26 protein-coding genes are annotated in these 23,077 nt (G+C 38.4%); 24 read left to right on the top strand and 2 right to left on the bottom strand.

Features of this window, described 5'->3' with window-relative positions:
- Positions 1-232: 232 nt before the first annotated feature.
- The 7 genes from ACPLOV_RS01245 (at position 233) to hpf (ending at position 6,696) form a co-directional block, all read left to right on the top strand.
- A complete protein-coding gene (locus ACPLOV_RS01245; protein ID WP_424909621.1) occupies positions 233-754 on the top strand; it encodes a LemA family protein in 522 nt (173 codons plus the stop codon).
- A 20-nt stretch (positions 755-774) separates the two neighbouring features.
- Complete coding sequence (locus tag ACPLOV_RS01240) at positions 775-1,647, top strand: TPM domain-containing protein (RefSeq protein ID WP_424910370.1); 873 nt, start codon at positions 775-777, stop codon at positions 1,645-1,647.
- Between the two features lie 270 nt (positions 1,648-1,917).
- Complete coding sequence (locus ACPLOV_RS01235) at positions 1,918-3,576, top strand: FAD-dependent oxidoreductase (protein ID WP_424909703.1); 1,659 nt, start codon at positions 1,918-1,920, stop codon at positions 3,574-3,576.
- 21 nt (positions 3,577-3,597) lie between these two features.
- On the top strand, positions 3,598-3,822 hold the full coding sequence (locus tag ACPLOV_RS01230) for a sulfurtransferase TusA family protein (RefSeq protein ID WP_424909702.1): 225 nt from the start codon (positions 3,598-3,600) through the stop codon (positions 3,820-3,822).
- Between the two features lie 9 nt (positions 3,823-3,831).
- Positions 3,832-4,302, top strand: coding sequence for a DsrE/DsrF/DrsH-like family protein (locus ACPLOV_RS01225; RefSeq protein ID WP_424909701.1), 471 nt, complete (start codon positions 3,832-3,834; stop codon positions 4,300-4,302).
- An 88-nt stretch (positions 4,303-4,390) separates the two neighbouring features.
- Positions 4,391-6,046, top strand: coding sequence for a nucleoside kinase (locus ACPLOV_RS01220; protein ID WP_424910369.1), 1,656 nt, complete (start codon positions 4,391-4,393; stop codon positions 6,044-6,046).
- Between the two features lie 92 nt (positions 6,047-6,138).
- On the top strand, positions 6,139-6,696 hold the full coding sequence (gene hpf / locus ACPLOV_RS01215; RefSeq protein ID WP_424910368.1) for a ribosome hibernation-promoting factor, HPF/YfiA family: 558 nt from the start codon (positions 6,139-6,141) through the stop codon (positions 6,694-6,696).
- A 13-nt stretch (positions 6,697-6,709) separates the two neighbouring features.
- Here the strand turns inward: hpf and ACPLOV_RS01210 are convergent, their stop codons facing one another.
- Positions 6,710-6,955, bottom strand: a complete 246-nt coding sequence (locus ACPLOV_RS01210) for a hypothetical protein (protein WP_424910367.1) — start codon at positions 6,953-6,955, stop codon at positions 6,710-6,712.
- A 79-nt stretch (positions 6,956-7,034) separates the two neighbouring features.
- Here ACPLOV_RS01210 and ACPLOV_RS01205 point away from each other — a divergent pair, with 79 nt between their 5' ends.
- The 16 genes from ACPLOV_RS01205 (at position 7,035) to ACPLOV_RS01130 (ending at position 20,208) form a co-directional block, all read left to right on the top strand.
- On the top strand, positions 7,035-7,754 hold the full coding sequence (locus ACPLOV_RS01205) for a ComF family protein (protein ID WP_424910366.1): 720 nt from the start codon (positions 7,035-7,037) through the stop codon (positions 7,752-7,754).
- 13 nt (positions 7,755-7,767) lie between these two features.
- Complete coding sequence (locus ACPLOV_RS01200; RefSeq protein ID WP_424910365.1) at positions 7,768-8,175, top strand: TIGR03826 family flagellar region protein; 408 nt, start codon at positions 7,768-7,770, stop codon at positions 8,173-8,175.
- Between the two features lie 133 nt (positions 8,176-8,308).
- On the top strand, positions 8,309-8,605 hold the full coding sequence (flgM, locus tag ACPLOV_RS01195) for a flagellar biosynthesis anti-sigma factor FlgM (protein WP_424910364.1): 297 nt from the start codon (positions 8,309-8,311) through the stop codon (positions 8,603-8,605).
- A gap of 22 nt (positions 8,606-8,627) precedes the next feature.
- A complete protein-coding gene (locus ACPLOV_RS01190; protein WP_424910363.1) occupies positions 8,628-9,134 on the top strand; it encodes a flagellar protein FlgN in 507 nt (168 codons plus the stop codon).
- 12 nt (positions 9,135-9,146) lie between these two features.
- The gene (gene flgK, locus ACPLOV_RS01185) at positions 9,147-10,556 is read left to right on the top strand and encodes a flagellar hook-associated protein FlgK (RefSeq protein WP_424910362.1); all 1,410 of its coding nucleotides are present in this window, start codon (positions 9,147-9,149) and stop codon (positions 10,554-10,556) included.
- A gap of 9 nt (positions 10,557-10,565) precedes the next feature.
- Positions 10,566-11,765, top strand: coding sequence for a flagellar hook-associated protein FlgL (flgL, locus tag ACPLOV_RS01180; protein WP_424910361.1), 1,200 nt, complete (start codon positions 10,566-10,568; stop codon positions 11,763-11,765).
- Positions 11,766-12,062: 297 nt separating this feature from the next.
- A complete protein-coding gene (locus ACPLOV_RS01175; protein WP_424910360.1) occupies positions 12,063-12,641 on the top strand; it encodes a DUF6470 family protein in 579 nt (192 codons plus the stop codon).
- A 30-nt stretch (positions 12,642-12,671) separates the two neighbouring features.
- Positions 12,672-13,013: a nucleotidyltransferase domain-containing protein gene (locus ACPLOV_RS01170; protein ID WP_424910359.1), complete on the top strand. Its 342-nt coding sequence runs from the start codon at positions 12,672-12,674 to the stop codon at positions 13,011-13,013.
- Positions 12,994-13,389 (top strand): nucleotidyltransferase substrate binding protein, encoded by a 396-nt coding sequence (locus tag ACPLOV_RS01165; protein WP_424910358.1) that lies wholly within the window; start codon positions 12,994-12,996, stop codon positions 13,387-13,389. The genes ACPLOV_RS01170 and ACPLOV_RS01165 overlap by 20 nt, the downstream gene beginning before the upstream one ends.
- 39 nt (positions 13,390-13,428) lie before the next feature.
- Positions 13,429-13,875: a flagellar assembly protein FliW gene (gene fliW / locus ACPLOV_RS01160; RefSeq protein ID WP_424910357.1), complete on the top strand. Its 447-nt coding sequence runs from the start codon at positions 13,429-13,431 to the stop codon at positions 13,873-13,875.
- Between the two features lies 1 nt (position 13,876).
- The gene (csrA, locus tag ACPLOV_RS01155; protein ID WP_424909933.1) at positions 13,877-14,107 is read left to right on the top strand and encodes a carbon storage regulator CsrA; all 231 of its coding nucleotides are present in this window, start codon (positions 13,877-13,879) and stop codon (positions 14,105-14,107) included.
- Between the two features lie 16 nt (positions 14,108-14,123).
- Positions 14,124-15,239, top strand: a complete 1,116-nt coding sequence (locus tag ACPLOV_RS01150) for a DegT/DnrJ/EryC1/StrS family aminotransferase (protein WP_424910356.1) — start codon at positions 14,124-14,126, stop codon at positions 15,237-15,239.
- Positions 15,240-15,243: 4 nt separating this feature from the next.
- The gene (locus tag ACPLOV_RS01145) at positions 15,244-16,572 is read left to right on the top strand and encodes a nucleotide sugar dehydrogenase (protein ID WP_424910355.1); all 1,329 of its coding nucleotides are present in this window, start codon (positions 15,244-15,246) and stop codon (positions 16,570-16,572) included.
- Positions 16,573-16,583: 11 nt separating this feature from the next.
- Positions 16,584-17,642 carry a Gfo/Idh/MocA family protein gene (locus tag ACPLOV_RS01140; RefSeq protein WP_424910354.1) on the top strand — a complete coding sequence of 353 codons (1,059 nt, stop codon included), beginning with the start codon at positions 16,584-16,586 and terminating at the stop codon, positions 17,640-17,642.
- A gap of 4 nt (positions 17,643-17,646) precedes the next feature.
- The gene (locus tag ACPLOV_RS01135) at positions 17,647-18,354 is read left to right on the top strand and encodes a DapH/DapD/GlmU-related protein (RefSeq protein WP_424910353.1); all 708 of its coding nucleotides are present in this window, start codon (positions 17,647-17,649) and stop codon (positions 18,352-18,354) included.
- Positions 18,355-18,384: 30 nt separating this feature from the next.
- A complete protein-coding gene (locus ACPLOV_RS01130; protein ID WP_424910352.1) occupies positions 18,385-20,208 on the top strand; it encodes a glycosyltransferase in 1,824 nt (607 codons plus the stop codon).
- A 157-nt stretch (positions 20,209-20,365) separates the two neighbouring features.
- Here the strand turns inward: ACPLOV_RS01130 and ACPLOV_RS01125 are convergent.
- Positions 20,366-21,509 (bottom strand): IS3 family transposase gene (locus ACPLOV_RS01125; protein WP_424910351.1). Its coding sequence is split into 2 segments (ribosomal slippage): positions 20,366-21,229 and positions 21,231-21,509, totalling 1,143 coding nucleotides; the frame shifts between segments, so codons are not numbered across the junction.
- An 87-nt stretch (positions 21,510-21,596) separates the two neighbouring features.
- Here ACPLOV_RS01125 and ACPLOV_RS01120 point away from each other — a divergent pair.
- Positions 21,597-22,964, top strand: coding sequence for a glycosyltransferase family 2 protein (locus ACPLOV_RS01120; RefSeq protein ID WP_424910350.1), 1,368 nt, complete (start codon positions 21,597-21,599; stop codon positions 22,962-22,964).
- Positions 22,965-23,077 lie beyond the last annotated feature (113 nt).

Here is a 23,077-nt window from a genome sequence, read left to right as displayed (position 1 = left end):
TTTTTCACCACAAAAAATCTGGACATGTATACAGTATATTTTTTATAAAAATTTTTCTTTGACTTTTTATTATCTTTTGCCATTTGAACCACATTATGCGTAAAATATGTTATTTCTTTTTAATTTTTTACTGGTATAATCATAATATAGAAGAAAAAATAAAGAAAAATTGAAGGGGGTCAATAAGTTGGCTTTAAAAATATCAAAAATCACTCTGGCTCTGGTAATAATAATGGTTTTAATTTTTATGAATATATGGGGCACCTACAACAGCCTGGTAAAAAGTGAAGAAAATATAAACGCCAAATGGAGCCAGGTGGAAAACCAGCTGCAAAGGAGAGCGGATTTGATACCTAACCTGGTGGAGACGGTAAAGGGTTATGCCTCCCATGAAAAAGAGATTTTTGAGCAGGTTACAAAAGCAAGGGAAAAGCTAATCGGGGCCGGGAGCGTGGCAGAAAAAGCTGAGGCGGATGCGGAGCTTTCCGGAGCTTTATCAAGGCTTCTTGCAATAGTAGAAAACTACCCTAATTTAAAAGCGGATGCCAACTTCAGGCAGCTTGCTGATGAGCTGGCCGGGACTGAAAACAGGATTGCGGTTGCCCGCATGGATTACAACAATGCGGTGCAAATCTACAATACAAAAATAAGGACATTTCCCACAAACATATTTGCAAGACTTTTTGGATTTGAGATGAAGGAATATTTTAAGTCTGAAGAAGGCGCAAAAGAAGTCCCCAAAGTCAAATTTTAACCGGTGAAGGGGATAGAAAAATGTTGTTTTATAAAGAAAATTACCGGGGAAAATACATTTTACTAACTGTTTTGTTAGCTATCCTATTCTTGTCATTAACAGGGTTTAATACATCCAGTTTAGTAAAAGCAGAACCGGTTCCGCAAAAACCGGCTTCAAATATATATATTTTTGATTTTGCAGAACTCATTGATGAAAATTCCGAGGAAGAAATGAGAAAAATAGCAAAGAAAATAGATGATTTGACAGGTGCACAAATTGTAGTGGTGACGATAGGAAGCCTTGACGGATGGACGATAGAGGATTATTCTTTAGAGCTTTTCAGAAGCTGGGGTATAGGGGATAAGGAAAAAAATAACGGTATTTTGATCCTGGTAAATAAGGAAAACCTTCTTTTGAATAAAAAAGGCAGGATAAGGATAGAAGTGGGCTATGGCCTTGAGGGTGCAATAAATGACGGAAAAGCGGGTTTCATATTGGATACCTACGCGCTTCCCGCTTTTGAAGAAAAAAATTACTCAAAGGGTATATACGACACCTTTTTTGCGGTGGCTGCCGAAGTGGCGAAGGAATACAATATGGATTTGAATAAAGAAGGGCTTGAAAAATTACAGGATTACGGTTCAAAAGAGGATGAAATAGGAATAGGCGAAATATTTAAGATAATTATCGTATTTCTCATTATCTACTTTTTCTTCATTAGACCCAGAAGATTTTTCCGAAGACCGCCTTTCGGAGGAGGGGGAGGTCCAATAATCAGGGGTCCCTTCGGACCTTTCGGTGGCGGCGGCTTCGGAGGGTTCGGCGGATTCGGAGGATTTTCCGGAGGATCCGGCGAAGGATTTGGAGGTTTCGGCGGAGGCTCCGGCGGCGGTGGTGGCGCCAGCAGGTAATACACAAAATAACAAGAAAAAGAAGGATATTTAAAAGAAAATGGGGAAAAACGCCAAAATTCCCCTGTTTTCTTTTTAAAAAGTATCATAATCGACATTTATTATATCCAAAAATCATAATATAATAATAAAAGAATCAAACGAATAAATGAAAAAAATTTCAATTTAAAAAAATACCAAATTTTATTATAATTGTTATAATAATTTCACTTAGTATATTTTGCCGAAAAAAGAGAAGTTTTTCACAAATTAAAGGAAAGAGGGGAAATTATGAAAAAAAAGATTTTAATCATCGGCGGAGTAGCCGCAGGCACGAAAACCGCGGCCAAGGCAGTGAGGGAATATCCTGATGTAGAGGTAAAGGTTATCACCGAAGAAGAATATGTCTCCTATGCGGGATGCGGACTGCCCTATTATATCGGCAATGTGATAAAGGAAAAATCCCATTTGACGGTAATGAACCCGGAAAAATTCAAGGAAAGAAAGGTAGAAATTTTATTAAAGCATAAAGCGGAAAGGATCATTCCCTCGGAAAAAAGGGTGATTGTAAAGGATCTTACCACCGGAGAAACCAGGGACTTTTTCTACGATAAGCTGGTTATTGCTACTGGTGCAAAACCCATTGTTCCTCCAATACCCGGCGCTGATTTGAAGAATGTATTTAAGTTAAGGAGCATTGACGATGCGGTAGGAATAAGGGAACAGGTGGAAAAATACGGGGTAAAAAATGCGACGGTGGTTGGCGGAGGTTTTATAGGCCTTGAAGTAGCTGAAAACCTTACCCAGCAGGGAGTAAAGGTAACCCTTGTGGAACTTTTAGATCAGATATTGCCCAATTTTGACCGGGAGATTGCCCTTCTTGCCCAGAGCTACCTTGAGAAAAAGGGTATTACAATCTTCACCGGAGAAAAAGCGGTTGCGATAGAAGGAACTGACGGAAAAGTTACCGCATTGGTAACCGATAAGAGGAAAATCGATACGGAACTTGTGCTTCTTTCCATCGGCGTCCTTCCGAATACAGAGCTTGCAAAAGAAGCCGGCATAGAACTTGGAGTAAAAGGAGCCATAAAAGTAAACGAGCACATGGAAACGAATATCCCCGACATTTTCGCAGTAGGCGATTGTGCGGAGAATATAAACCTTATTACAAATTCACCCGCCTGGTATCCCATGGGTTCTACCTCGAATAAAATGGGCAGGGTTGCTGCATTAAACCTTTTCCCAAAGGGAGAAAAGGATTCGTTAAAAGGGGTTCTTGGCACCACTGTTGTAAAACTTTTTGAGCTGAATGCGGCAAGAACCGGACTTTCCGAAAGGGATGCGAAGGCTCTCGGTTACGATTACATCACCGTTCTAGTTCCGGCAAACGACAGAGCACACTATTACCCCGGGCATAAGACGATTGTGACAAAACTCATCGTAGATAAGAAAACCCACCGGGTTCTCGGCGGACAGGTGATAGGAGAAGGCGTAGTGGATAAACCCATTGATATCCTTGCCACATTGATAACCCTGAAGGGTACCGTTGAAGACCTGGCAAAAATTGATCTCGCTTATGCACCGCCTTTCTCCATGGCACTGTCTTCTACCATAGTTGCCGCAAACGTAGCAGTAAATAAGCTTACCGGCAGGGTGGAAGGAATTTCTCCTCTTGCGCTAAAAGAAAAACTCGGCAGTCCTGACCTTCAAATCATCGATGTTAGAACTGAAGCGGAATTCTTAACTGGAGCCATACCCGGAGCAAAGAATATTCCGCTTAACGAGTTAGAAAAAAGGGCAAGCGAAATCAACAGGGATAAAGAGACCATCCTTATTTGTAAGGTGGGCTTAAGGGCGTACCTTGCCTACAGGACGTTAAAGCACCTCGGATTTGAAAATATTAAAATATTGGACGGCGGAGTAACCGCATGGCCTTTTGAGCTGGAATAATTTTAAGGAGGAGATGCAAAAATGAAAGAAATTCACGTGGATGCAAAATGTCTGCAGTGCCCGGGTCCAATAGTACAGCTTTTCAATGCTATCAAATCCGCAGAACCCGGGGATGTGGTAGTGGTAGAAGCGACGGATAAGGGATTTTACAGCGACGTGCAGGCCTGGTGTAAAAAGACCAAAAACGAACTTTTAAGCCTTGAAGACAAGGGCGATGTAATAGTAGCCAAAGTAAAAAAGGTGTAGGAGGTAACTATGGCTAAAAAGACAATTATAGTCTTTTCCGGGGACTTAGATAAAGCCATGGCAGCCTTTATCATAGCCAATGGAGCTGCTGCCATGGGGGATGAGGTGACGATGTTTTTTACCTTCTGGGGCTTGAACATTTTGAGAAAACCGGAGGGAGCAAAAGTCAAAAAAGGTTTTCTCGAAAATATGTTCGGCAAAATGATGCCCCGGGGTGCCGAAAGGCTGGGCCTCTCCAAGATGAATTTCGGAGGGCTTGGAGCCAAAATGATGAAATATATCATGAAAAAGAAAAACGTGAATACTCTAACGGAACTTATAGAAAATGCCAAAGCGCTCGGCGTAAGGTTAATTGCCTGTACCATGTCCATGGATGTAATGGGTATAAGGAAGGAAGAACTTGTAGACGGCATAGATTTTGCGGGAGTTGCCACATATCTTGCCGAGGCAGATGAAGCAAATCTAAACCTTTTCATATAAAAGGGCGAAAAGTCGCCCTTTTTTCTTTTTTAAAAAAACTTATGTTATAATGTAAATACTAAAAGATATTTTTAAGGGGTGATGAAGGGTGAAGATTTACGTAGAAAGAATAGGCGAACTGGAATTCGAAAGTCCCATTACCCTTCTGGAAATTTACGAAAAACATAAAGAAAAATTTCCCTATCCCGTTACCGCTGCTTCGGTAGGCAATGTCCTCTGTGAGTTAAACTACATGGTAAAGGAAGATACAAGAGTAAGGTTTATTGATATGACTGAAGATACGGGTATGAAGATTTATGTAAGAAGCCTTACCCTGCTTTTTATAAAAGCCTGTCATGATGTTCTTCCGGACTGCAGGGTTCATATAGAGCACTCCCTCGGCGATGCGCTGTACACCGAAGTTTACTGGAAGTCACCCATCGGACAGGACGAAGTAGAAATGATCGAAAAAAGAATGAGAGAGATGGTAGAGAAAAATCATCCTATTAAAAGACTTAGCGTTCCGATGGAAGAAGCCCTTTTGTATTTCAAAAAACAGGGATGCGAGGACAAAGTAAGGGTATTAAAATACCTGAAAAAAGACCACATACATCTTTATGAATTGGATGGTTTTAAGGACTTTTTCTACGGTTATATGGTTCCTTCCACCGGTTTTTTAAAATGGTTTAAGCTAAAATTCTACCTTCCCGGGATTATCCTTCAATTTCCATCTATCGAAAAACCCGTGGAAGTGGCACCCTTCAAGGAACAGCCAAAACTTTCGCGAATCTTCAGGGAGGCTGAAAGGTGGGCTCATATCCTCGAAATTGCCGATGCGGGAGCTTTAAACGATTACATATCAAAGGGCATGGCGGGGGAAATAATAAGAATAGCGGAAGCCCTTCACGAAAAAAAGATAGCCCAGATAGCCGATATGATCGCCGAAAACAGGGAAAGGCTCAGGGTTATCCTGATAGCGGGGCCTTCCTCTTCGGGTAAAACCACCTTTGCCCAGAGGCTTATGGTTCAGCTCAGGGTAAACGGGTTAAAACCCATTTCCATTTCCCTCGACAATTACTTTGTGGATAGAGACAAAACACCCCTTGGCGAGGATGGAAAACCGGATTTTGAAGCATTGGAAGCCATTGACATTAGACTTTTTAACCATCACCTTGCCGCCCTCATTCAGGGGAAGGAAGTTTACCTTCCAAAGTATAATTTTATAAAAGGCACCCGGGAATTTTCCGCAATACCTACTAAAATTGAAAATGACCAGCCCATAGTTATAGAGGGTATTCACGGGCTTAATGAAAAACTTACCGCCCTGATACCCAAGGAAAACAAATTTAAAATCTACGTGAGCGCCCTGACGCAAATTTCCATAGATAACCACAACAGAATTTCCACAACCGATACGCGGTTAATTAGGCGAATAGTCAGAGACAGCCGGTGCCGGGGTGCCGATGCCAAAAAGACCATTTCCATGTGGCCTTCGGTGCAAAGGGGTGCGCAAAGGCACATTTTTGCCTTCCAGGAGGAAGCCGATGTGATGTTTAATTCGGCACTAATTTACGAGCTGGCGGTCTTGAAAAAATACGCGGAGCCTTTATTAAAGCAGATTACAAAGGATGACCCGGAATATATCGTCGCCTCTTATCTTTTAAAGCTCCTGGACTACTTTTTGCCCATTGAAGACGAGAAGGATATACCTCTTACATCAATACTCAGGGAGTTTATCGGAAACAGCTGCTTTTTGGTCGAATAAAAAAACTTGTTTAAACAACAGGGTATATGCTATAATGAAATTACAGAAAATTTTACAAAAACCAACAAAATCTCCCAGAAAGGGTGAAGTTTATGAGAATTTCCGTAAGCGGAGTCAGTAATTTTGAGGTTACTCCTGCCTTGAGGGACTATGCGGAAAAAAAGATCGGAAAACTTTCGCGGCACTTCAATTACCTGAACAACGACAGCATAGAGGCTAAGGTCAAAATGCATGTGGAAAACGGAAGGCACATTGTGGAGGTAACCCTTTCCACAGGGGATTTACTTTTAAGGGGAGAAGAGGAAAACAAAGACATGTATGCGGCTATTGACCTTGTAGCCGATAAGTTGGATAAACAAATTGAAAAATACAAGACAAAGCTGGTAAGGTCGTTAAGGAAAAATATCCCCAGGGAAGCTACTGTCCTTGAGGATATAAACAGGGATATGGGAAAAGAGGAAGAAGAAAAATTCAAGGTGGTAAAAATAAAAAGATTTCCGGTAAAGCCTATGAGCGTTGATGAGGCTATCCTGCAGATGGACCTTTTAGGACACAACTTTTTCGTATTTAACAATGCCGAAACGGAAGAAATAAACGTGGTTTACAGAAGAAAAGATGGCGATTACGGTTTGATAGCCCCGGAGTATTAATCCTCCGGGGTTTTTAATCAAAAGTCCAGGTGAAAGAAAAGCTAAACTTCTGGCTTAAGGTTATGTTTAATACCACCTTTCCAAAATTGTTTCGAGTTTCGGGGGTAAAAGTTAATGTAAAGGGTATTTTTTTGCTAATCAAAAAGGTAATTATCGGAATTATCAAGCAGGGATTATTAGCACCCGAGGAGGCTAATTTCCCCAAAATTTCGGTGCCAAAAAGCTCTTTCATTTTTTCGAAATCTTTTTCTTTATTCATAAAAATACCTCTTTAAGAAGTTTTTTCATAATATTAAAATATGAAATATAAGGCTAACAAGATACGAGGGAAAAATATTATGGTAGATTTTCTGAAAAAAATCGCAGAATCATTTTTAAATGCCCTGTACCCTGTTAAAACAAACTGCACCTTTTGCGGTAAAAAAATCGAAAACGGCATGCCCGTTTGCGGGGAATGCCTTTCAGGGTTAGAAATGATATCCCCTCCCTTTTGCGAAAAATGCGGAAAACCCCTATATAAAGATTTATCCACATACTGCTATGATTGCAGAAGGAAAAAACATTATTTTGAGAAGGCCAGGGCTTACGGGGTATACGAAGGGGTGCTAAAAGGGCTGATTCATGAGTTTAAATACAATGGAGAAAGAAGGCTTTCTACCTTTTTTGGTGAAAAATTGTTCGAGGCGTATGAAAGATACGGATTTGAGGATATAGAGGTCATCGTTCCGGTGCCCCTCCATAAAAAGCGGGAAGAAAAAAGGGGATTCAACCAATCCCTGCTTCTTGCAAAGGAGCTGGGGGAAAGGACAAAAAAAGAGGTAAGGGATGCATTAATAAGAACAAGAAATACCGAGCACCAGACTGCCCTGCCGAGGGAGAAAAGGGATGAAAATGTAAAGGATGCCTTTAAGATTAAGATAGGCTCTCCGGTAGGAGGCAAAAACGTACTTTTGGTGGACGATGTCTATACTACCGGGAATACAGCCGATGAGTGTGCAAAAGCCCTTCTTTCAGGAGGGGCAAAAAAAGTATACGTAATAACCTTAGCGAGAGGGTAAAGGGGGTTTTATTTTGGAACTAAGAAATTGTCCTGTATGCGGGAAGGTTTTTTTGTACACCACAAGAAATCTTTGTCCCGAATGTGCTGCAAAAGAAGAAGAGGATTTTAAAAAGGTGAGGGACTACCTTTACGAAGTTCCGGCAGCCACGATGGATGAAATATCCGAAAAGACCGAAGTGCCCGTAAAAAAAATTCTGGAATTTTTGAAGGAAGGAAGACTTATATTAAAGAAGAACAACATCAACATACATTTAAAATGTGAAAGGTGCGGGGAACCGATACTTACGGGAAGGTACTGCGATAAATGTGTGGAGGAAATGAAAAAAGGATTTGGACTTTCCAAAGATAATCCCTTAGAAAAAAAAGGTGATATGAAGGGGAAAATACATATTACCAGGTACAGAAGGGATGAAAATTAGAAAATATAAGGAGAAATTAAAAGAAAATAAGCCCAAAATGCGAATTTTGCCCCCAGAAGCGTTTTTTTAACCCTCACCCCGACTATAGAATTCTTCGATAAAATAAATAGAAAAAATATAAGGAGCGGTATGCATGAATATCCAGAAAAGCGGTTTTCCGGGAATTTTTAAGATATATGAGACCTACTCCAGAAAGGAAAATGTAAAGCCCGAGGATAAAAAGGAAGTTAACTTAAAAAAAGATGAACTTGTTCTTTCTTCAGAAGGCAAGGAATTTTTGAAAGCCCTTGAAATAGCCAAAAAAGCAAATGATGTGAGGGAAGACAGGGTGAGGGAGATTAAGGAAAAATTAGAAAAAGGGCTCTACACGGTAAATGCGGAAAAAATTGCCGAGAAGGTGATCAAAGACCTTTTAAATGAAAGAATATAACAGAAAATGGGGGCGCTTTTTTATGGAGTTAAAAGATGTGGATTTCGGGGTTCTTTTGAAAAATCTAAAAGAGCAGCTTTCCATTTACGAAGAACTTTTGGAAATAGCACAGAAAAAAACGGACATTCTGGTGAAAAACGATATAAAGCATTTAGAAGAAATAACAGCAATAGAACAGGAAATGATTGTGAAACTCGGAAAATTGGAGGAGGAAAGGCAAGAATTTATAAAAGACTTTTCTTCTCATTTTAATTTAAATGAGGATAAGGTGAATTCTTCCTATATGATCAACCTTTTTCCGGAAGAAATAAAAAAAGAAATGGACGAAGTAACCGGCAAATTAAGGAGCACCCTTCAAAATTTGGACGAAAAAAACCGTTTAAACGAAAGGCTAATAAAAAGCGCATTGGAATTTATAAACAATTCCATCGAACTTCTCGTAGATGCGGGAAAATTTAGAGCGGGATACGGAGCGGATGGAAAGGTTTCGGAAAAGGAAGGCATGAGGATTATTGATAAAAAATTGTGAGGAGAGGATCCGATGTACTCCGGATTTTTCGGGATAGAAATAGCTAAAAAGGCCCTTTTTGCAAGCCAGAAGGCTCAGGAAAACGTAGCCCACAACGTAGCAAATGCCAACACCGAAGGGTATTCAAGGCAGAGGGTGGTTTTGGAGTCCACCTATACAAAACCTTTTGCAGGGCTTTTTACCGGTGCGGGTGCGGTGCAGATAGGCACCGGTGTAACTATTGGTGATATTACGAGAATAAGAGACAGCTTCACCGACCGGCAGTACAGGGATGAAAACTCGTCCCTGGGCCAGTGGAGCGTTCAGACGGATATCTTAAAACAGGTGGAAGCGGTATTTTCCGAACCTTCGGATATAGGAATTTCTTCTGTTCTTACAAAGTTCTGGCAGGCTTTGGAAGAGCTTTCGAAAAACCCCGAGGCTATCGAGATAAGGGAAACCGTAAAGGAGAGGGCTATAACCCTCGCGGACACCATAAACCACACCTCCAGGCAGTTAAACGAGATTTTAGGTGACGTAAACTTCAGGATAGCGGTAAAGGTGGACGAGATAAACAGCCTTGCAAAGCAGATTGCCTCTTTAAACGGGGAAATAAGGCATATGGAGCTCAGCGGCACAACTGCTGCGGACCTTCGCGATAAAAGGGATCTTCTTTTGGACCAGCTTTCAAAAATTGTCGACATAGAAACCTACGAAGACCAAAACGGGCTCTTTTCGGTAAACGTAGGTGGGGCAATACTTGTCAAAGGCACCGATTACAATACTATAAGCTTTGACCAGACGAATTTAAAAGCACTACCCAAATGGGTAGGCTTTAATATAGATGTAAATTCCAAAAAAGGCGAGCTTGTTGGGCTTATCGAATTAAGGGACAACAAGGTATGGGCATATTTAAACGATTTACAAACCTTTACCGAAAAATTTGCTGAAAAATTCAACGAAATACATAAAAGCGGATATGATTTATACGGAAACCCGGGTGTAGAATTTTTTGAGTATAATCCCCAGGATTCGGGAGACCTTTTATTTGTAAACACTGAAATTACCCGAGATTTAAAAAAGATAGCGGCTGCCGAAACCTCCACCGGCATTCCCGGGGACAACCGCAATGCCTTAAAGCTTGCGGATTTAAGGCAGAAGTATTTAAACGAGCTGAACGGAAGCTTAGACGACTTTTACAGTGCACTTATTTCAAGGATAGGCATAGATTCCCAGCAGGCAAAAAGGATGGCACAAGCCCAGGAATATATGGTGAGCCAGCTGGATGAGAGGAGAAAGGAGATTTCCTCCGTTTCCATAGATGAAGAAATGGCAAAGATGATAATGTACCAGCATGCCTACAATGCAGCTGCAAGGATGATAACTGCAATGGATGAGATGATAGAAACCATAGTAAGCCGTATGGGGCTTGTGGGAAGGTAGGGATAAAAAATGCGTGTAACACAGGGAATGCTTACTGAAGCCTTTATGAGAAACCTTTCCTACAACTTAAAAAGGCTCGGAGAGAAGGAGGACCAGCTTTCTTCAGGCAAGAGGGTCAGGCTTCCATCCGATGACCCTGTTTCTGCTGTTTTTGCCATGAGGCTGAGGAACACCCTTCTTTCCATAGACCAGTATGCGAAAAACGTGGACGATGCTGTGACATGGCTTCAAAACACCGAAACGGCACTTCAAAACACAGGCGAAATTCTTCAAAGGATAAGGGAGCTTGTGGTATACGGCTCAAACGACACCCTAACGGAAAGCGACAGAAAAGCCATTTTAGACGAAATAACCCAGTTAAAAGAGCAGATTTTTCAGGAGGCCAACTCCTCTTATAACAATAGATACCTTTTCGGAGGATTTTTCACCGATGCTCCTCCTTTTGCTTATGATGTAAACGGGAAGATTGTAGCAAATCCTTCTTTTATTAAACCTACAAGAGCGGATATTATATCAGATACTGGAACGAAACTTAACGCCTCTTCGATTAATTTAAACAAAATCGGAAGCGGAGTAACTACGGGAGAATATAGCTTAGAAGTTTCCAATTTTGATTCTGTTGCAAAAACGGCAGATATTGTTATCAGAGATAAAGACAATAACATAGTAGCCCAAAAAACGGGTATTACCGTAGATGCGGATGATCAAAGAATAGACGGCGTCCCTGATTCTTCAAAGGATTTTGTCCTCGATTTAAAAAATTTCCCCATATTGGGAAACGGAACCGTCGTAGTAAAACTTACTAACGATACTGCGAGGTACAACCTCGGCAGGTTAAACACCATGGACGTTAGCCTTTACGGCGATGAGGTATTCGGTGAGATTTTTAAGGTAGTGGAAGAAATAGAGGATGCGTTAAAAAATGATAATCCTCAAATCCTTTCATCAAAGCTTTCGGATTTGGATAATTCCATAAACACCCTTTTAAAATTCCGCTCCCAGGTGGGTGCAAAGATAAACCGCTTAGAAGCTACAAAAACGAGGATAGAAAATAACAGGATAGATTATACTGCGCTTCTTTCAAAAACCGAAGATGTGGATATTGCACAGGTAATAATGGACTTAAAAATGGAAGAAAACGTTTACAGGGCATCCTTAGCCGTGGGAGCAAGGGTAATCCAGCCAAGCCTTGTGGACTTTTTGAGATAGATTTTTTCGGCCTGAATTTAGGCCGATTTTTATAATTACCATTAGTTTAGTAAATCACAATTATGATAAAGACTGTGTGATAATTCCATATGTTTTTTATTGTTTAACTTCTTAGTAAAAATATCTTCTTCATATTGCTAATATACTAAATATTTAAGATGCGATTATTTTTCCTAAGTTTATATGTTTAGCTTATCTATGTTATATGTATATTTTGTATGTCTTTTATTGCCGAGAGGTTTTCACTATTTACCAATAATATTATTTGCTTTCTAGTTTTTCTGGAAGGTGAAAAGAATGCAAATTTATACCCTTGATATCCGTTTTTCCTTTGGTGAGCTCGGGATAAATTACAAAAAAGGTAATATGAATATAAAAGGTGACATCACCGGCGGTTTTGATTTGAAAAAAAGCCAGCCCGAGCTTCAATTAAATATAGAATACCCGAAACTTGAAAAAATAGATTTTAAAGCCCCCTTTTCCGAAATAGGCCTCGCCGACATGCCCACCCTTTCAAGGCAGTGGTTTTATGGGGCCCAGGATTTAACCTGGCAGGCGGTGGAAAAAATAGTAAGAGAGGGTGACGAACTCGGGGCGATAGAAAAAGGCATTTCCATTTCGAACTTGGCGGAAGAAAGCGCCTTCCCCGAAAAGGACTACAATGTAGATTTAATCCCCAAATCCCCGCCTGAAATTTTCTTTTCCGAAGGCAGGGTGGATACAAATTTAAAGGAAGGCTATGTAAAGGTGGATGTAGCCCCCTTTCCTGTGGATGTTTCCTACGAATACGGCGAGGTAAAGCCTTTTTTAGAAAAACCCCCTTATATAAAGATCACTCCTGTAAAAGTAGGTCAGTATATAGATATTAGACGATAATATTTTTATTATAAAGGACGGTAAAATTTTATGCCTTCAGAAAATATAAAGATTAAGGGCAGAGAAGTTCATATTGATGATAAAATATTAAAGGAATTGTCAAAAATATTTAATAACTATCCCGGTGTTCAAAAAGTATTGCTTTTTGGCTCGCGAGCAAGGGGAGATTTTAAAAAAACATCGGATGTGGATTTAGCCGTTTTTTCAGAAAATATTTCGGATAGGGAGTTTAACCTGCTCGTAGATGAAATAAACGAGATGGATACCGCCCTTTCCTTTGATGTAGTTCATTTTGAGAAGTTAAAAAAGGATTCCTTGAAAGAAAATATAATTAAGGATGGGGTTTTAATATATGAGAGAAAGGATAATTGAAAGGTTTAATGACTTTAAAAATGCTTTGCAAAGGCTGGAAGAAGGCATAAATTTTGAACCTTCGAATGAGATAATTATAGATGGAGTTATCCAGAGGTTTGAGTTTACCTTTGAACTTGCATGGAAACTCCTTAAGGATATTCTTGAATATGAAGGAATTGAAGTTAAAAGCCCGAGAAGCGCAATTAAGGAAGGTTACAAAGCAGGATTAGTATCCGATGGAGAGGCGTGGATAGATATGATGATTGACAGGAATAAGACCTCTCATATTTACGATGAAAAGGAAGCTAAGGCGATTTACAATAAGATAAAGTCTTTTTACGTTGGGTTATTGAGAGAGCTAAAAAATTGTGCGGAAAGGTATATCGGGGAATAAATCAAAACATAGACCTAAACTAAAACGGAGGAAAGCAAAATGAAGATAGAAACAAAATTTTTCGGTGAAATGGAAATCGAAGAAGAAAAGATAATAAACTTTAAAAACGGCATCATTGGATTTGAGAACTTAAAAAGATTTATCCTCATAGACCATCCCGGAAGCGATATCATAAAATGGCTTCAGTCGGTGGAAGAAAAAAGCTTTGCCCTTCCCGTAATTGACCCCGTGAACTTTTTTCCTGACTACGACCCAGTAATATCTGAAGGCGATTTGAAAAACCTGAATCTTAACTCTATCGAGGATGCGGTAGTTTTATCCATCCTTACCGTCCCTTCCGATGTAAACAGGACAACGGTAAACCTGAAAGCCCCGGTAGTATTAAACCCTCTTGAACGCTTGGGTGCCCAGCTCATCGCCGAAAACCCCGAATATCAAATAAAACAGCCCATAGCAATATTTAAAGAAAAAGAAAAGGAAAACTAAAATGCTCGTCCTTTCAAGGAAAAAGGGAGAAAAACTTTTGATAGGCGATGAGGTGGAAATAACCGTTGTCGAAATCGACGGGGACAGGGTGAAACTGGGGATAAACGCCCCGAAAGGAGTAAAAATTTTGAGGGCAGAGCTTTACGAAGAAATAAAAGGAGAAAACATAAATGCCTTCGATTTTTCCTTTAAAGCCTTTGAAGAGGTTGAAAAGAAAATGAAGAGAAGATGAAAAGGAGTTGTAGTTTATGCACATATCCTTTCTCGACTTAAAAGCCCAGTATCAAACAATAAAAAAAGAAATAAAAAAAGAAATAGAGGAAGTCTTAGAAAGCGGAAATTACATATTAGGCCCTAAAGAAAAAGAATTTGAAAAAGAGATTGCCGAATACCTGGGAGTAAAACATGCAATAGGTGTAGCAAACGGAACCGATGCTCTTGTCCTTTCCCTTGATGCTTTAGGGATAGGACCGGGAGATGAAGTAATAACAACGCCCTATACCTTCTTTGCCTCGGCAGAAGCCGTATCAAGGGTAGGCGCAAAGCCCGTTTTTGCCGACATATCCTTTGACGATAACCTTAACATAGATGTAAGACAAATAAAAAAGAAAATAACAAAAAACACAAAAGCAATAATTCCTGTTCATATTTTCGGCTGTCCCTGTAATATGGATGAAATAATACAAATAGCAAGAAAATACAACCTATACATAATTGAAGACGCCTGCCAGGCAATAGGAGCCCAATACAAAGGCAAAAAAGCAGGCACCTTAGGTGACATAGGCTGTTTTTCCTTTTTCCCGACAAAAAACCTTGGGGGATACGGAGACGGCGGTCTTGTAGTGACCAACAATGATGAAATAGCGGAAAAAATAATGACACTTAGAGTTCACGGCAGCACAAAAAAATACTACCACAGCCGGATAGGATATAACAGCAGGCTCGACGAAATACAGGCAGCAATACTCAAAGTAAAACTAAAATACATAGATAAATGGAATCAAAAAAGGATAGAAAAAGCAAAACTATACAATGACAAACTGAAGAACTTGCCCATAACACTGCCCAAAATATATGACGAAAACCATAAAAAACACGTATTTCACCTATACACAATCCTAACACCAAAAAGAGACGAACTAAAAAACTACTTGGAACAAAAAGGAATACCTACGGGTATATATTATCCCTTACCGTTACACCTTCAGGAAGCATACAAAGACTTAGGGTATAAAGAGGGCGACATGCCAAATGCTGAAAAAGCATCAAGACAAGCCCTATCCTTACCCTTATACCCTGAATTAAAAGAAGAAGAAATATATTACATAACGGAAGCTGTAAAAACCTTCTTTGAAAGGGTGTAGGAAAATGCAGGATAAAATACAAAACAAAATTGCAGAAGAACTAATAGAAAAAATAAAACAAAAAAAAGCAAAAGTAGGAGTAATAGGCCTCGGTTACGTTGGCCTTCCCCTTGCGGTAGAAAAAGCAAAAGCAGGCTTTCACGTAACCGGCTTTGACGTACAGGACAAAAAAGTAGAGATGGTAAACCAGGGCATAAACTACATAGGAGATATACTGGACAACGAATTAAAGAACGTAGTAGAAAAAGGCTTGCTGAAAGCCACAAACAATTACGACTTTATAAAAGAACTCGACGTAGTAACCATATGTGTCCCAACTCCCATAGATAGATACAAACAGCCCGACCTTTCCTATGTAGAAAACACCGCAAAAGAAATAGCAAAAAGGTTAAAAAAAGGAATGCTCATAGTATTAGAAAGCACCACATACCCCGGCACCACCGAAGAACTTTTAAAACCCTTATTTGAAAATACAGGGCTAAAATGCGGACAAGACTTCTTCTTAGCCTATTCTCCCGAAAGGGTAGATCCAGGGAACAAAATCTACAACACCAAAAACACCCCAAAAGTAGTAGGAGGAGTAACAAAAACCTGCACAAAAGTAGCGGCAGAACTTTACAGGAACGTATTACAAGGTGAAGTATTCGAAGTCTCAAGCCCAAAAATTGCAGAAATGGAAAAAATATACGAAAACGTATTCAGGCACGTCAACATAGCCCTTGCCAACGAAATGGCCCTATTATGCAGGAAAATGAATATAGACGTATGGGAAGTAATAGAAGCCGCAAAAACAAAACCCTATGGTTTCATGGCATTTTACCCGGGCCCCGGCATAGGAGGCCACTGCATACCCGTAGACCCTTACTACCTCCTTTGGAAAGCAAGGGAATACGACTACCACACAAGATTCATAGAACTTGCCGGTGAAATAAACGAATACATGCCAAAATACACCGTAGAAAGGGCTGCAGAGATACTGAATTCTTTTGGGAAACCCCTAAAGGGCTCAAAAATATTAATCCTTGGGATAACATACAAAAAAGACATAGACGACATGAGAGAAACACCGGTATTAAAAATAATAGAAGAACTTGAAAACTACAAAGCCGATATAGAGGTGAGCGATCCTTACATAAAAGAATTCAAACATAAAGAAAAAACCTACAAATCCGTAGAAATAACCGAAGAACTCTTAAAACAAAAAGACTTAGTAATAATAACCACAGACCACACAAACTTTGATTATGAACTGATTCTTAAATCCTCAAACCTGATCCTCGATACAAGAAACGCATATAAGGGGAAAGAAAACCCCAAAATATATAAACTCTAAAGGTGAAAAAAATGAAAAAACATAACATAGCGATAATAGGCTGTGGAAACATAGCCCAAAAACACATAAAAGCTATAATAGAAAACAATGATACAATAACCTTAAAAGCACTCTGTGACATAGATGGACAAAAAATAAACCAATTGCAAGAACTATACAAAAAAGAAACCCAGAAAAATGAATCAATAAAAACATACAGAAACTATGAAGAACTATTACAGGATGAAGAAATAGACATAATAACAATTGCAACCTCAAGCGGTATAAGGCCCGAAATAGCAAAAAAAGCAATAAAAAAAAGAAAACACCTTATCTTGGAAAAACCCTTAGCCTTGTCTATAAAAGACTGCGATGAAATAATAAACCTTACTAAAGAATATCAAGTAAAAACAGCCGTTTGCCATCAGTTAAGATTTATGCCTCATATACAAAACTTAAAAAATATAATGGAACAAAACAAGCTCGGCAAAATATACTACATAACCGCCCAAATGAGGTGGAACAGAAACGACGATTACTACAAAACCTCACCCTGGAGGGGCACCTGGCAATATGACGGCGGAGCACTGATGAACCAGGCAATACATGTAATAGATATAATGCTTTGGCTTGCAAAAAAGCCAAAAAAAATATTTGGTAAAATAAATACCTTCTCAAAACCTATTGAAGCCGAAGATACAGCAATGGCTATAATTGAATTTGAAGACAATACCTTAGGCCAAATAGAAGCCACCGTATCCGTATACAAAGAAAACTTAGAAGAAAAGCTCACAGTAATAGCAGAAAAAGGCACAGTAGTAATAGGAGGAAAAGCCTTAGAAAAAATAGAAAAATGGCATATAGAAGGGGAAGAAACAATAAAGGATGAAACAATAAAACCTCAAAACTACCACACCTTTTTGTATAAAGACCTGATAGAATCCATAAATGAAAACAAGGAACCCCTGATAAATCCAGAAGAAGCCAAAAAAGCTGTAGAACTCATACTCGGCATATATAAATCCTCAAAAGAACAAAAAGAAATAGAACTTCCTTTTAAAGAATTTTCCACAATTGAAATGAAAAGGTGATAAAATGAACTTCATTTCAGAAAAAGCAAAAATAGGTGAAAACGTAAAAATAGGAAAATTTACTGTAATAGAAGAAGATGTAGAAATAGGAGAAAACACTACAATAGGAAATAACGTAACCATATATAAAGGCACAAAAATAGGTAAAAACGTGAGAATAGATGATAATACTGTAATAGGCAAACAGCCCATGCGGGCAAAAAACAGCATATTCCAGAAAGAAAAAAAAGAAATACCTCCCTGCGAGATAGGAGATAACACCCTAATAGGAACATCCACAGTAATATATGCAGGATGTAAAATAGGACAAAACTGCCTCATAGCGGACTTAGCCACAGTAAGGGAAGACGTAGAAATAGGAGAAATGACCATAATAGGTAGGGGGGTAGCGGTAGAGAACAAAACCAAAATAGGAAGAAAATGCAAAATAGAAACAAATGCCTATATAACCGCATTATCACAAATAGGAGATGAAGTATTCATAGCCCCCTGCGTAGCGACATCCAACGACAACTCAGCCGGGAGGGAGCCCGATAGAGCCCAAAAAATGAAAGGCCCTGTAATAAAGGATAAAGCAAGAATAGGAGTGAACGCCACAATATTGCCCGGGAAAATTATTAATGAAGATGCCTTTGTAGGAGCAGGAGCTGTTGTAACGAAAGATGTGGAATCTTGTAAAGTTGTGATTGGTAACCCGGCAAGGGAAAAGTAAAGAATATTTATTTGTAAGGGGAGATATTTTATGCTTCAGGAATTATTTGATTCGGGCAAATTTGAGGAGATAATAAATTACTTTTCAAATAATGAACTACAAAGTGAAAATGATTATTTAACTCTTGCTTTGTCTTATTACAATTTAAACAAAAAAAATAAAGCTATAGGGACATTGAATAATATGTTAAAAAGATACCCAAATAATCCAGATGCACTTTTTAATCTCACAATAATATATTATCAAATGAAAAATTGGAATAAAGTCAAAGAATTTGGCGAGAGATATTTCAATTTAGACCAAACTTCGTGGGAAATAAATGATATACTTTCTGATTTATACGTTTTTGAGGGTAATTTTGAAAAAGCTTTAAGACATATGGAATTGGCACTAAAGAATGTTCCCGATAATTTATTAAATGAATTAAAAAATAAATTTTATTTACTAAAAGAAAAGATCCAAACCACAACTAAAAAAACAAAATTAGCCTTTATTTGTGCTGCAGGCCTTGATAATTTTATAAACGATATAATTGAAGGTTTGTCTGATGATTACTGGGTAAGAAAATTTACGGTTAAAACTGATAAAGAGATATATGAGGCAATAGATTTGGCGGATATAATTTGGTTTGAGTGGGCAAATGAAGTTGCAATAATAGGGACAAATTATTCGGGTATTATAGGGAAAAAAGTGATTGTAAGGTTGCATAGCTATGAAGTATTAAGTGATCTTCCAAAAAAAATTAAATGGGATAATGTGGACAAACTGATATTTGTTGCTCCACATATAAGAGAAATATTTTTTAAGGAATTTTCAGATGTTGCAGGAAGTGTTTCAACAGAAATAGTTTACAATGGGATAGACTTAAATAAATTTACGTTTAAAGAAAGGAAACCAGGCTATAATATTGCTTGGGTTGCACATATAAATTATAAGAAAAATCCTGCTATGATGCTACAGATAATTAGTAAACTGCGGGAAATCGATCCAAGCTATAAATTGCATGTGGCTGGTGATTTTCAGGATAAAAGATATGAATATTATCTAAAATATATGGTAAAAGAGATGGGACTTGAAAATAATATTATTTTCTACGGTTGGGTAGATGATATGGACGAATGGTGGGAAGATAAAAATTATTTGTTGTCGACGAGTATACATGAGAGCTTTGGATACAATATAGCTGAGGCAATGGCAAAGGGAATAAAGCCGGTAATTCATAATTTTTATGGAGCAAAGGAGATTTATCCAGAGGAATATATTTTTAATACGATAGATGAGGCAGTCAGCATGATTGTTTCGAGTGAATATAATTCAGAGGAATATAGAAAATTTGTTTCGGATAATTGCTCTTTTAAAAAACATATAGAGAATATAAAACGGTTATTAAAAAATACACTTAGTAGGAATAAGATGTTAATATCGCAAAATAATACTGATTTTGGGAATGTAAAACATCATGATGAGAATATCAGCCAAGTTTCAGGTAATATTAGTTGTTGGAAAAAGATATGGTCAAATTATTTACAGACTGATCCTGTTAAAATAGCTAACGAAACATTTGGAACTACTCTTCGTTCGGAATTTGCAGAGTTATTGAGCAGATTTTTCTATTTAAAAGATGCTAAAATCTTAGAAGTTGGTATCGGTACAGGATTAACATCATTAGAATTATCTTTGTGGGGAGCAAAAACGACAGGTATAGATATTGAGGAAGAATCTATTAAGCTAGCTAAAATGATAGCTGAAAGATATAATATACATGGTTGTGATTTCAAGTTAGGAAGTGGATTTGAATTAGAAAAGCAAGGTGTAGTGCACCCCGTTGTCAAGACACTTTTTCAAAAATTTTAAGCTATGCTGCACCTCCATGTAATTGTAATTTTTTAGCAACCACCCCATGCTGAATTGTACCGGCTCCGGCCGCATCAATGTCAAGGTTTCGCTTTGCCGGCTGAAGGCCGACCTTGACATTGGCGCCCTCCGCCAGTTTATCATACCTAAGCGGTGGTTAGATGGCTTCTGCCGATGAAACCAGCCTGTAATAAATACTGGCAGGTGTTTCGTAACCTAAAGCCTGATGAGGCCTGGTATTGTTATATTCTTCGATGTATGTCCTTACGGCCCGGTAGACTTCTTTTGGTTTAGTGTAAGTTTCATAGTATATTTTCTCCCATTTGAGGCTGCGGAAAAAACGTTCCGTTATGGCGTTATCAGTGGCACGGCCCTTCCCGTCCATGCTGATTTGAATTTCGTGTTCTTTTAAAAGATCAATATAGTCTCCACAGGTAAAATGAGCCCCTTGATCGCTGTTGATGATTTTCGGTTTCCTTGAAGCAAGTGCTTTTCGCAGTGCCCTGAGCACAAACCCTTTTTCCAGCGTGGAGGAAAGCTCCCAATTCACTATGTACCGGGAATACCAGTCGATAATCGCCACAAGGTACATAAATCCGCCTGTCATCCTGATATAGGTGATGTCAATGCCCCAGATATGATCCGGGCGTTCCGGCTTTACTCCACGCAGCAGATAAGGATATGTGTGGTGCTGGTGGTTCTGTTTGCTCAAATTCGGCCCAGGCGCTATCCCGTATATACCCATGCGCCGCATAAGACGCAGTACCCGTTTACGGTTTATCGGAATATTTCGGTTCTGCAGTTCTTTTGTTATCCTTCGGTATCCATAATGGGGCCACCTGGTGTAGATTTCATCAATCATATGCATGATTTCTATATCGGGATCAAGCTTTTGGACCGGACGGTAATATACGCTGGTGCGGTTGACTTCCAGGAGTTCAGCCTGTTTTTTGACGGTGATGCCTTTTTCATTCCGGTCCAGCATTCCACGTCTTTCTTCGGCGCTCGTAGAGTTCAGCAGATTTTTTTTTCAACCAATTGACTTCAATTGTCAACTGGCCGATCTGTTTTGTTAGTTCCTCCTTTTCGGCTTCATATTGTCTGCGCATTTTCTCTACTTCGCTGGCGCCTCTGGTGAAAAGGCTGGGAAGGTTTTCGATGGCTTCTGCTTTCCATCGGGATAAAACCGTTGGGTGTATACCTGTTTCCGAGGCCATCTGGGCAATGGTTTTCTCCTCCCTTAGCAACTGAAGAACAATATTCGCTTTTTCTTCTGGCTTGTAAGTTTTTCTTTTTTCCATAGTTCCATTATAGCTTAATTTTTTTGATTTTGTGTCAAACTCTTGGGTCCATTATAAGGTTTCAAAGATTACGATATTGTATTTAATGTGGGGGTTCTTGAACATTTTGATGATCCTCATATTATTAAAATGTTAAAAGAAATGGCTGAAGCAGGCAAGTACATTGTTATTGGAGTGCCGTATAGTGGTTCAGTAATATATAAGATAGCAAAAGATTATTCACAAGAGAAGAATACTTGGGAATACAGATTTGAGAGGGATTTTTTCACATTTAAAGATCTGTTTAGATCGGCGGGGATTATTCCTTTGTATGAAGAAGTTATCGGCGTAGTTGCGGAAGCAGGATACATGAAAAGAATTAACTCAGAAGGGATAACTACCTTGATAGGCCATAATTTGCAGAAATATTTTCGGGGTTATAGCCCCGTAGGCTCATGGTTAATTGCAATAGGGACAAAAGATCCAAAGTATGCACAGTTATTTGAAAGTGTAAATGATGATAACAAAATACGCTTTCAACAAGATGGAGCTATTATAGAGGAAATAAAACTTCCGAGCGTCTCTATAATAATACCGTTTTATAATGGAAAAGAATATTTAGGTCAAGTATTAAATAATATATCGAACATTCAATATCCATGTTTTGAAGTAATATTTGTAAATGACGGTTCTGTAGACGACTCAAATGAGTTATTAAAACATGAAATTGAAAGATATAACAACCTGAGAGATAAGGTTGTTATACATAATTTAGTAAGCAATGTTGGGACATTTAGAGCACGGTATGAAGGTGTAAAATTATGCAGTGGGGAATATGTGTTTTTTCATGATATAGATGATTCGATTTTTTACAAATCACTAAAACGATTAGCTTTGCATAAGGCAAACATTGAAGATAATTACTTTATTGCTGTATCTTGTGCTTTAAAAAAAGGTCTTAATTTTACAGGAGAAATATGGTACCATAAATTTCTACCGAATGTAATAGATTACATTTTATTAGAATTAATTTCATTAAGTGGAAAAGTATCGCTGATAAATACATTACTTGATAAAGAGAATCTTAAAGACATTTATTCGAAATTGATAGTGTTGTTTGAAGATATTGGTGTTAAAGAAATGAAAGTTGCTGAGGATACAATTCTCGTGGATGAATTTTTCCTTAGCGGAATATATAAAGGAGTAATCCCGGTTTATTATACATACCAAGGTTATGAAACTGGTAATCCCTTTTCAATGTCAAAACAAATTGAACAAAGGGCAAAAGACATACCGATTCAATGTGCTTATTCGCTTGTAAAATGTAAGAAGAAGAGTATACTTAGTAAAATTGACATAACTGAGCTCGAAGATAAAATATTAAGAAGGGCTATGCAGATTTACAACGAAAAGTTATATAAAACTTTCTATGATAATTTTCATTATTATAAATCGATTTTTGAGAAGAAATTATAAATCAGTTCATTAAGAAAAACTGTAGTAGTAATAATAAACAAATTGAAAGATAAATAATTTATTAACCATCCATGTTTAGTAAAACACAACCATTGATGAAAATAGATTTTGAG

The sequence above is a fragment of the Thermovenabulum sp. genome (assembly GCF_049723235.1).
Classification (GTDB): Bacteria; Bacillota; Thermosediminibacteria; order Thermosediminibacterales; family Thermosediminibacteraceae; genus Thermovenabulum.
The sequence above is the reverse complement of the archived record's forward strand: the minus strand, read 5'-3'. Positions and strand labels throughout refer to the sequence as shown.

Bases quoted from the DNA above. Each gene is read 5' to 3' on its own strand.
- ACPLOV_RS01245 (WP_424909621.1), top strand. From the start codon at position 233: ATGGTTTTAATTTTTATGAATATATGGGGCACCTACAACAGCCTGGTA.
- ACPLOV_RS01240 (WP_424910370.1), top strand. From the start codon at position 775: ATGTTGTTTTATAAAGAAAATTACCGGGGAAAATACATTTTACTAACT.
- ACPLOV_RS01235 (WP_424909703.1), top strand. From the start codon at position 1,918: ATGAAAAAAAAGATTTTAATCATCGGCGGAGTAGCCGCAGGCACGAAA.
- ACPLOV_RS01230 (WP_424909702.1), top strand. From the start codon at position 3,598: ATGAAAGAAATTCACGTGGATGCAAAATGTCTGCAGTGCCCGGGTCCA.
- ACPLOV_RS01225 (WP_424909701.1), top strand. From the start codon at position 3,832: ATGGCTAAAAAGACAATTATAGTCTTTTCCGGGGACTTAGATAAAGCC.
- hpf (WP_424910368.1), top strand. From the start codon at position 6,139: ATGAGAATTTCCGTAAGCGGAGTCAGTAATTTTGAGGTTACTCCTGCC.
- ACPLOV_RS01210 (WP_424910367.1), bottom strand. From the start codon at position 6,955: ATGAATAAAGAAAAAGATTTCGAAAAAATGAAAGAGCTTTTTGGCACC.
- ACPLOV_RS01205 (WP_424910366.1), top strand. From the start codon at position 7,035: ATGGTAGATTTTCTGAAAAAAATCGCAGAATCATTTTTAAATGCCCTG.
- flgM (WP_424910364.1), top strand. From the start codon at position 8,309: ATGAATATCCAGAAAAGCGGTTTTCCGGGAATTTTTAAGATATATGAG.
- ACPLOV_RS01190 (WP_424910363.1), top strand. From the start codon at position 8,628: ATGGAGTTAAAAGATGTGGATTTCGGGGTTCTTTTGAAAAATCTAAAA.
- flgK (WP_424910362.1), top strand. From the start codon at position 9,147: ATGTACTCCGGATTTTTCGGGATAGAAATAGCTAAAAAGGCCCTTTTT.
- flgL (WP_424910361.1), top strand. From the start codon at position 10,566: ATGCGTGTAACACAGGGAATGCTTACTGAAGCCTTTATGAGAAACCTT.
- ACPLOV_RS01175 (WP_424910360.1), top strand. From the start codon at position 12,063: ATGCAAATTTATACCCTTGATATCCGTTTTTCCTTTGGTGAGCTCGGG.
- ACPLOV_RS01170 (WP_424910359.1), top strand. From the start codon at position 12,672: ATGCCTTCAGAAAATATAAAGATTAAGGGCAGAGAAGTTCATATTGAT.
- ACPLOV_RS01165 (WP_424910358.1), top strand. From the start codon at position 12,994: ATGAGAGAAAGGATAATTGAAAGGTTTAATGACTTTAAAAATGCTTTG.
- fliW (WP_424910357.1), top strand. From the start codon at position 13,429: ATGAAGATAGAAACAAAATTTTTCGGTGAAATGGAAATCGAAGAAGAA.
- csrA (WP_424909933.1), top strand. From the start codon at position 13,877: ATGCTCGTCCTTTCAAGGAAAAAGGGAGAAAAACTTTTGATAGGCGAT.
- ACPLOV_RS01150 (WP_424910356.1), top strand. From the start codon at position 14,124: ATGCACATATCCTTTCTCGACTTAAAAGCCCAGTATCAAACAATAAAA.
- ACPLOV_RS01145 (WP_424910355.1), top strand. From the start codon at position 15,244: ATGCAGGATAAAATACAAAACAAAATTGCAGAAGAACTAATAGAAAAA.
- ACPLOV_RS01140 (WP_424910354.1), top strand. From the start codon at position 16,584: ATGAAAAAACATAACATAGCGATAATAGGCTGTGGAAACATAGCCCAA.
- ACPLOV_RS01135 (WP_424910353.1), top strand. From the start codon at position 17,647: ATGAACTTCATTTCAGAAAAAGCAAAAATAGGTGAAAACGTAAAAATA.
- ACPLOV_RS01130 (WP_424910352.1), top strand. From the start codon at position 18,385: ATGCTTCAGGAATTATTTGATTCGGGCAAATTTGAGGAGATAATAAAT.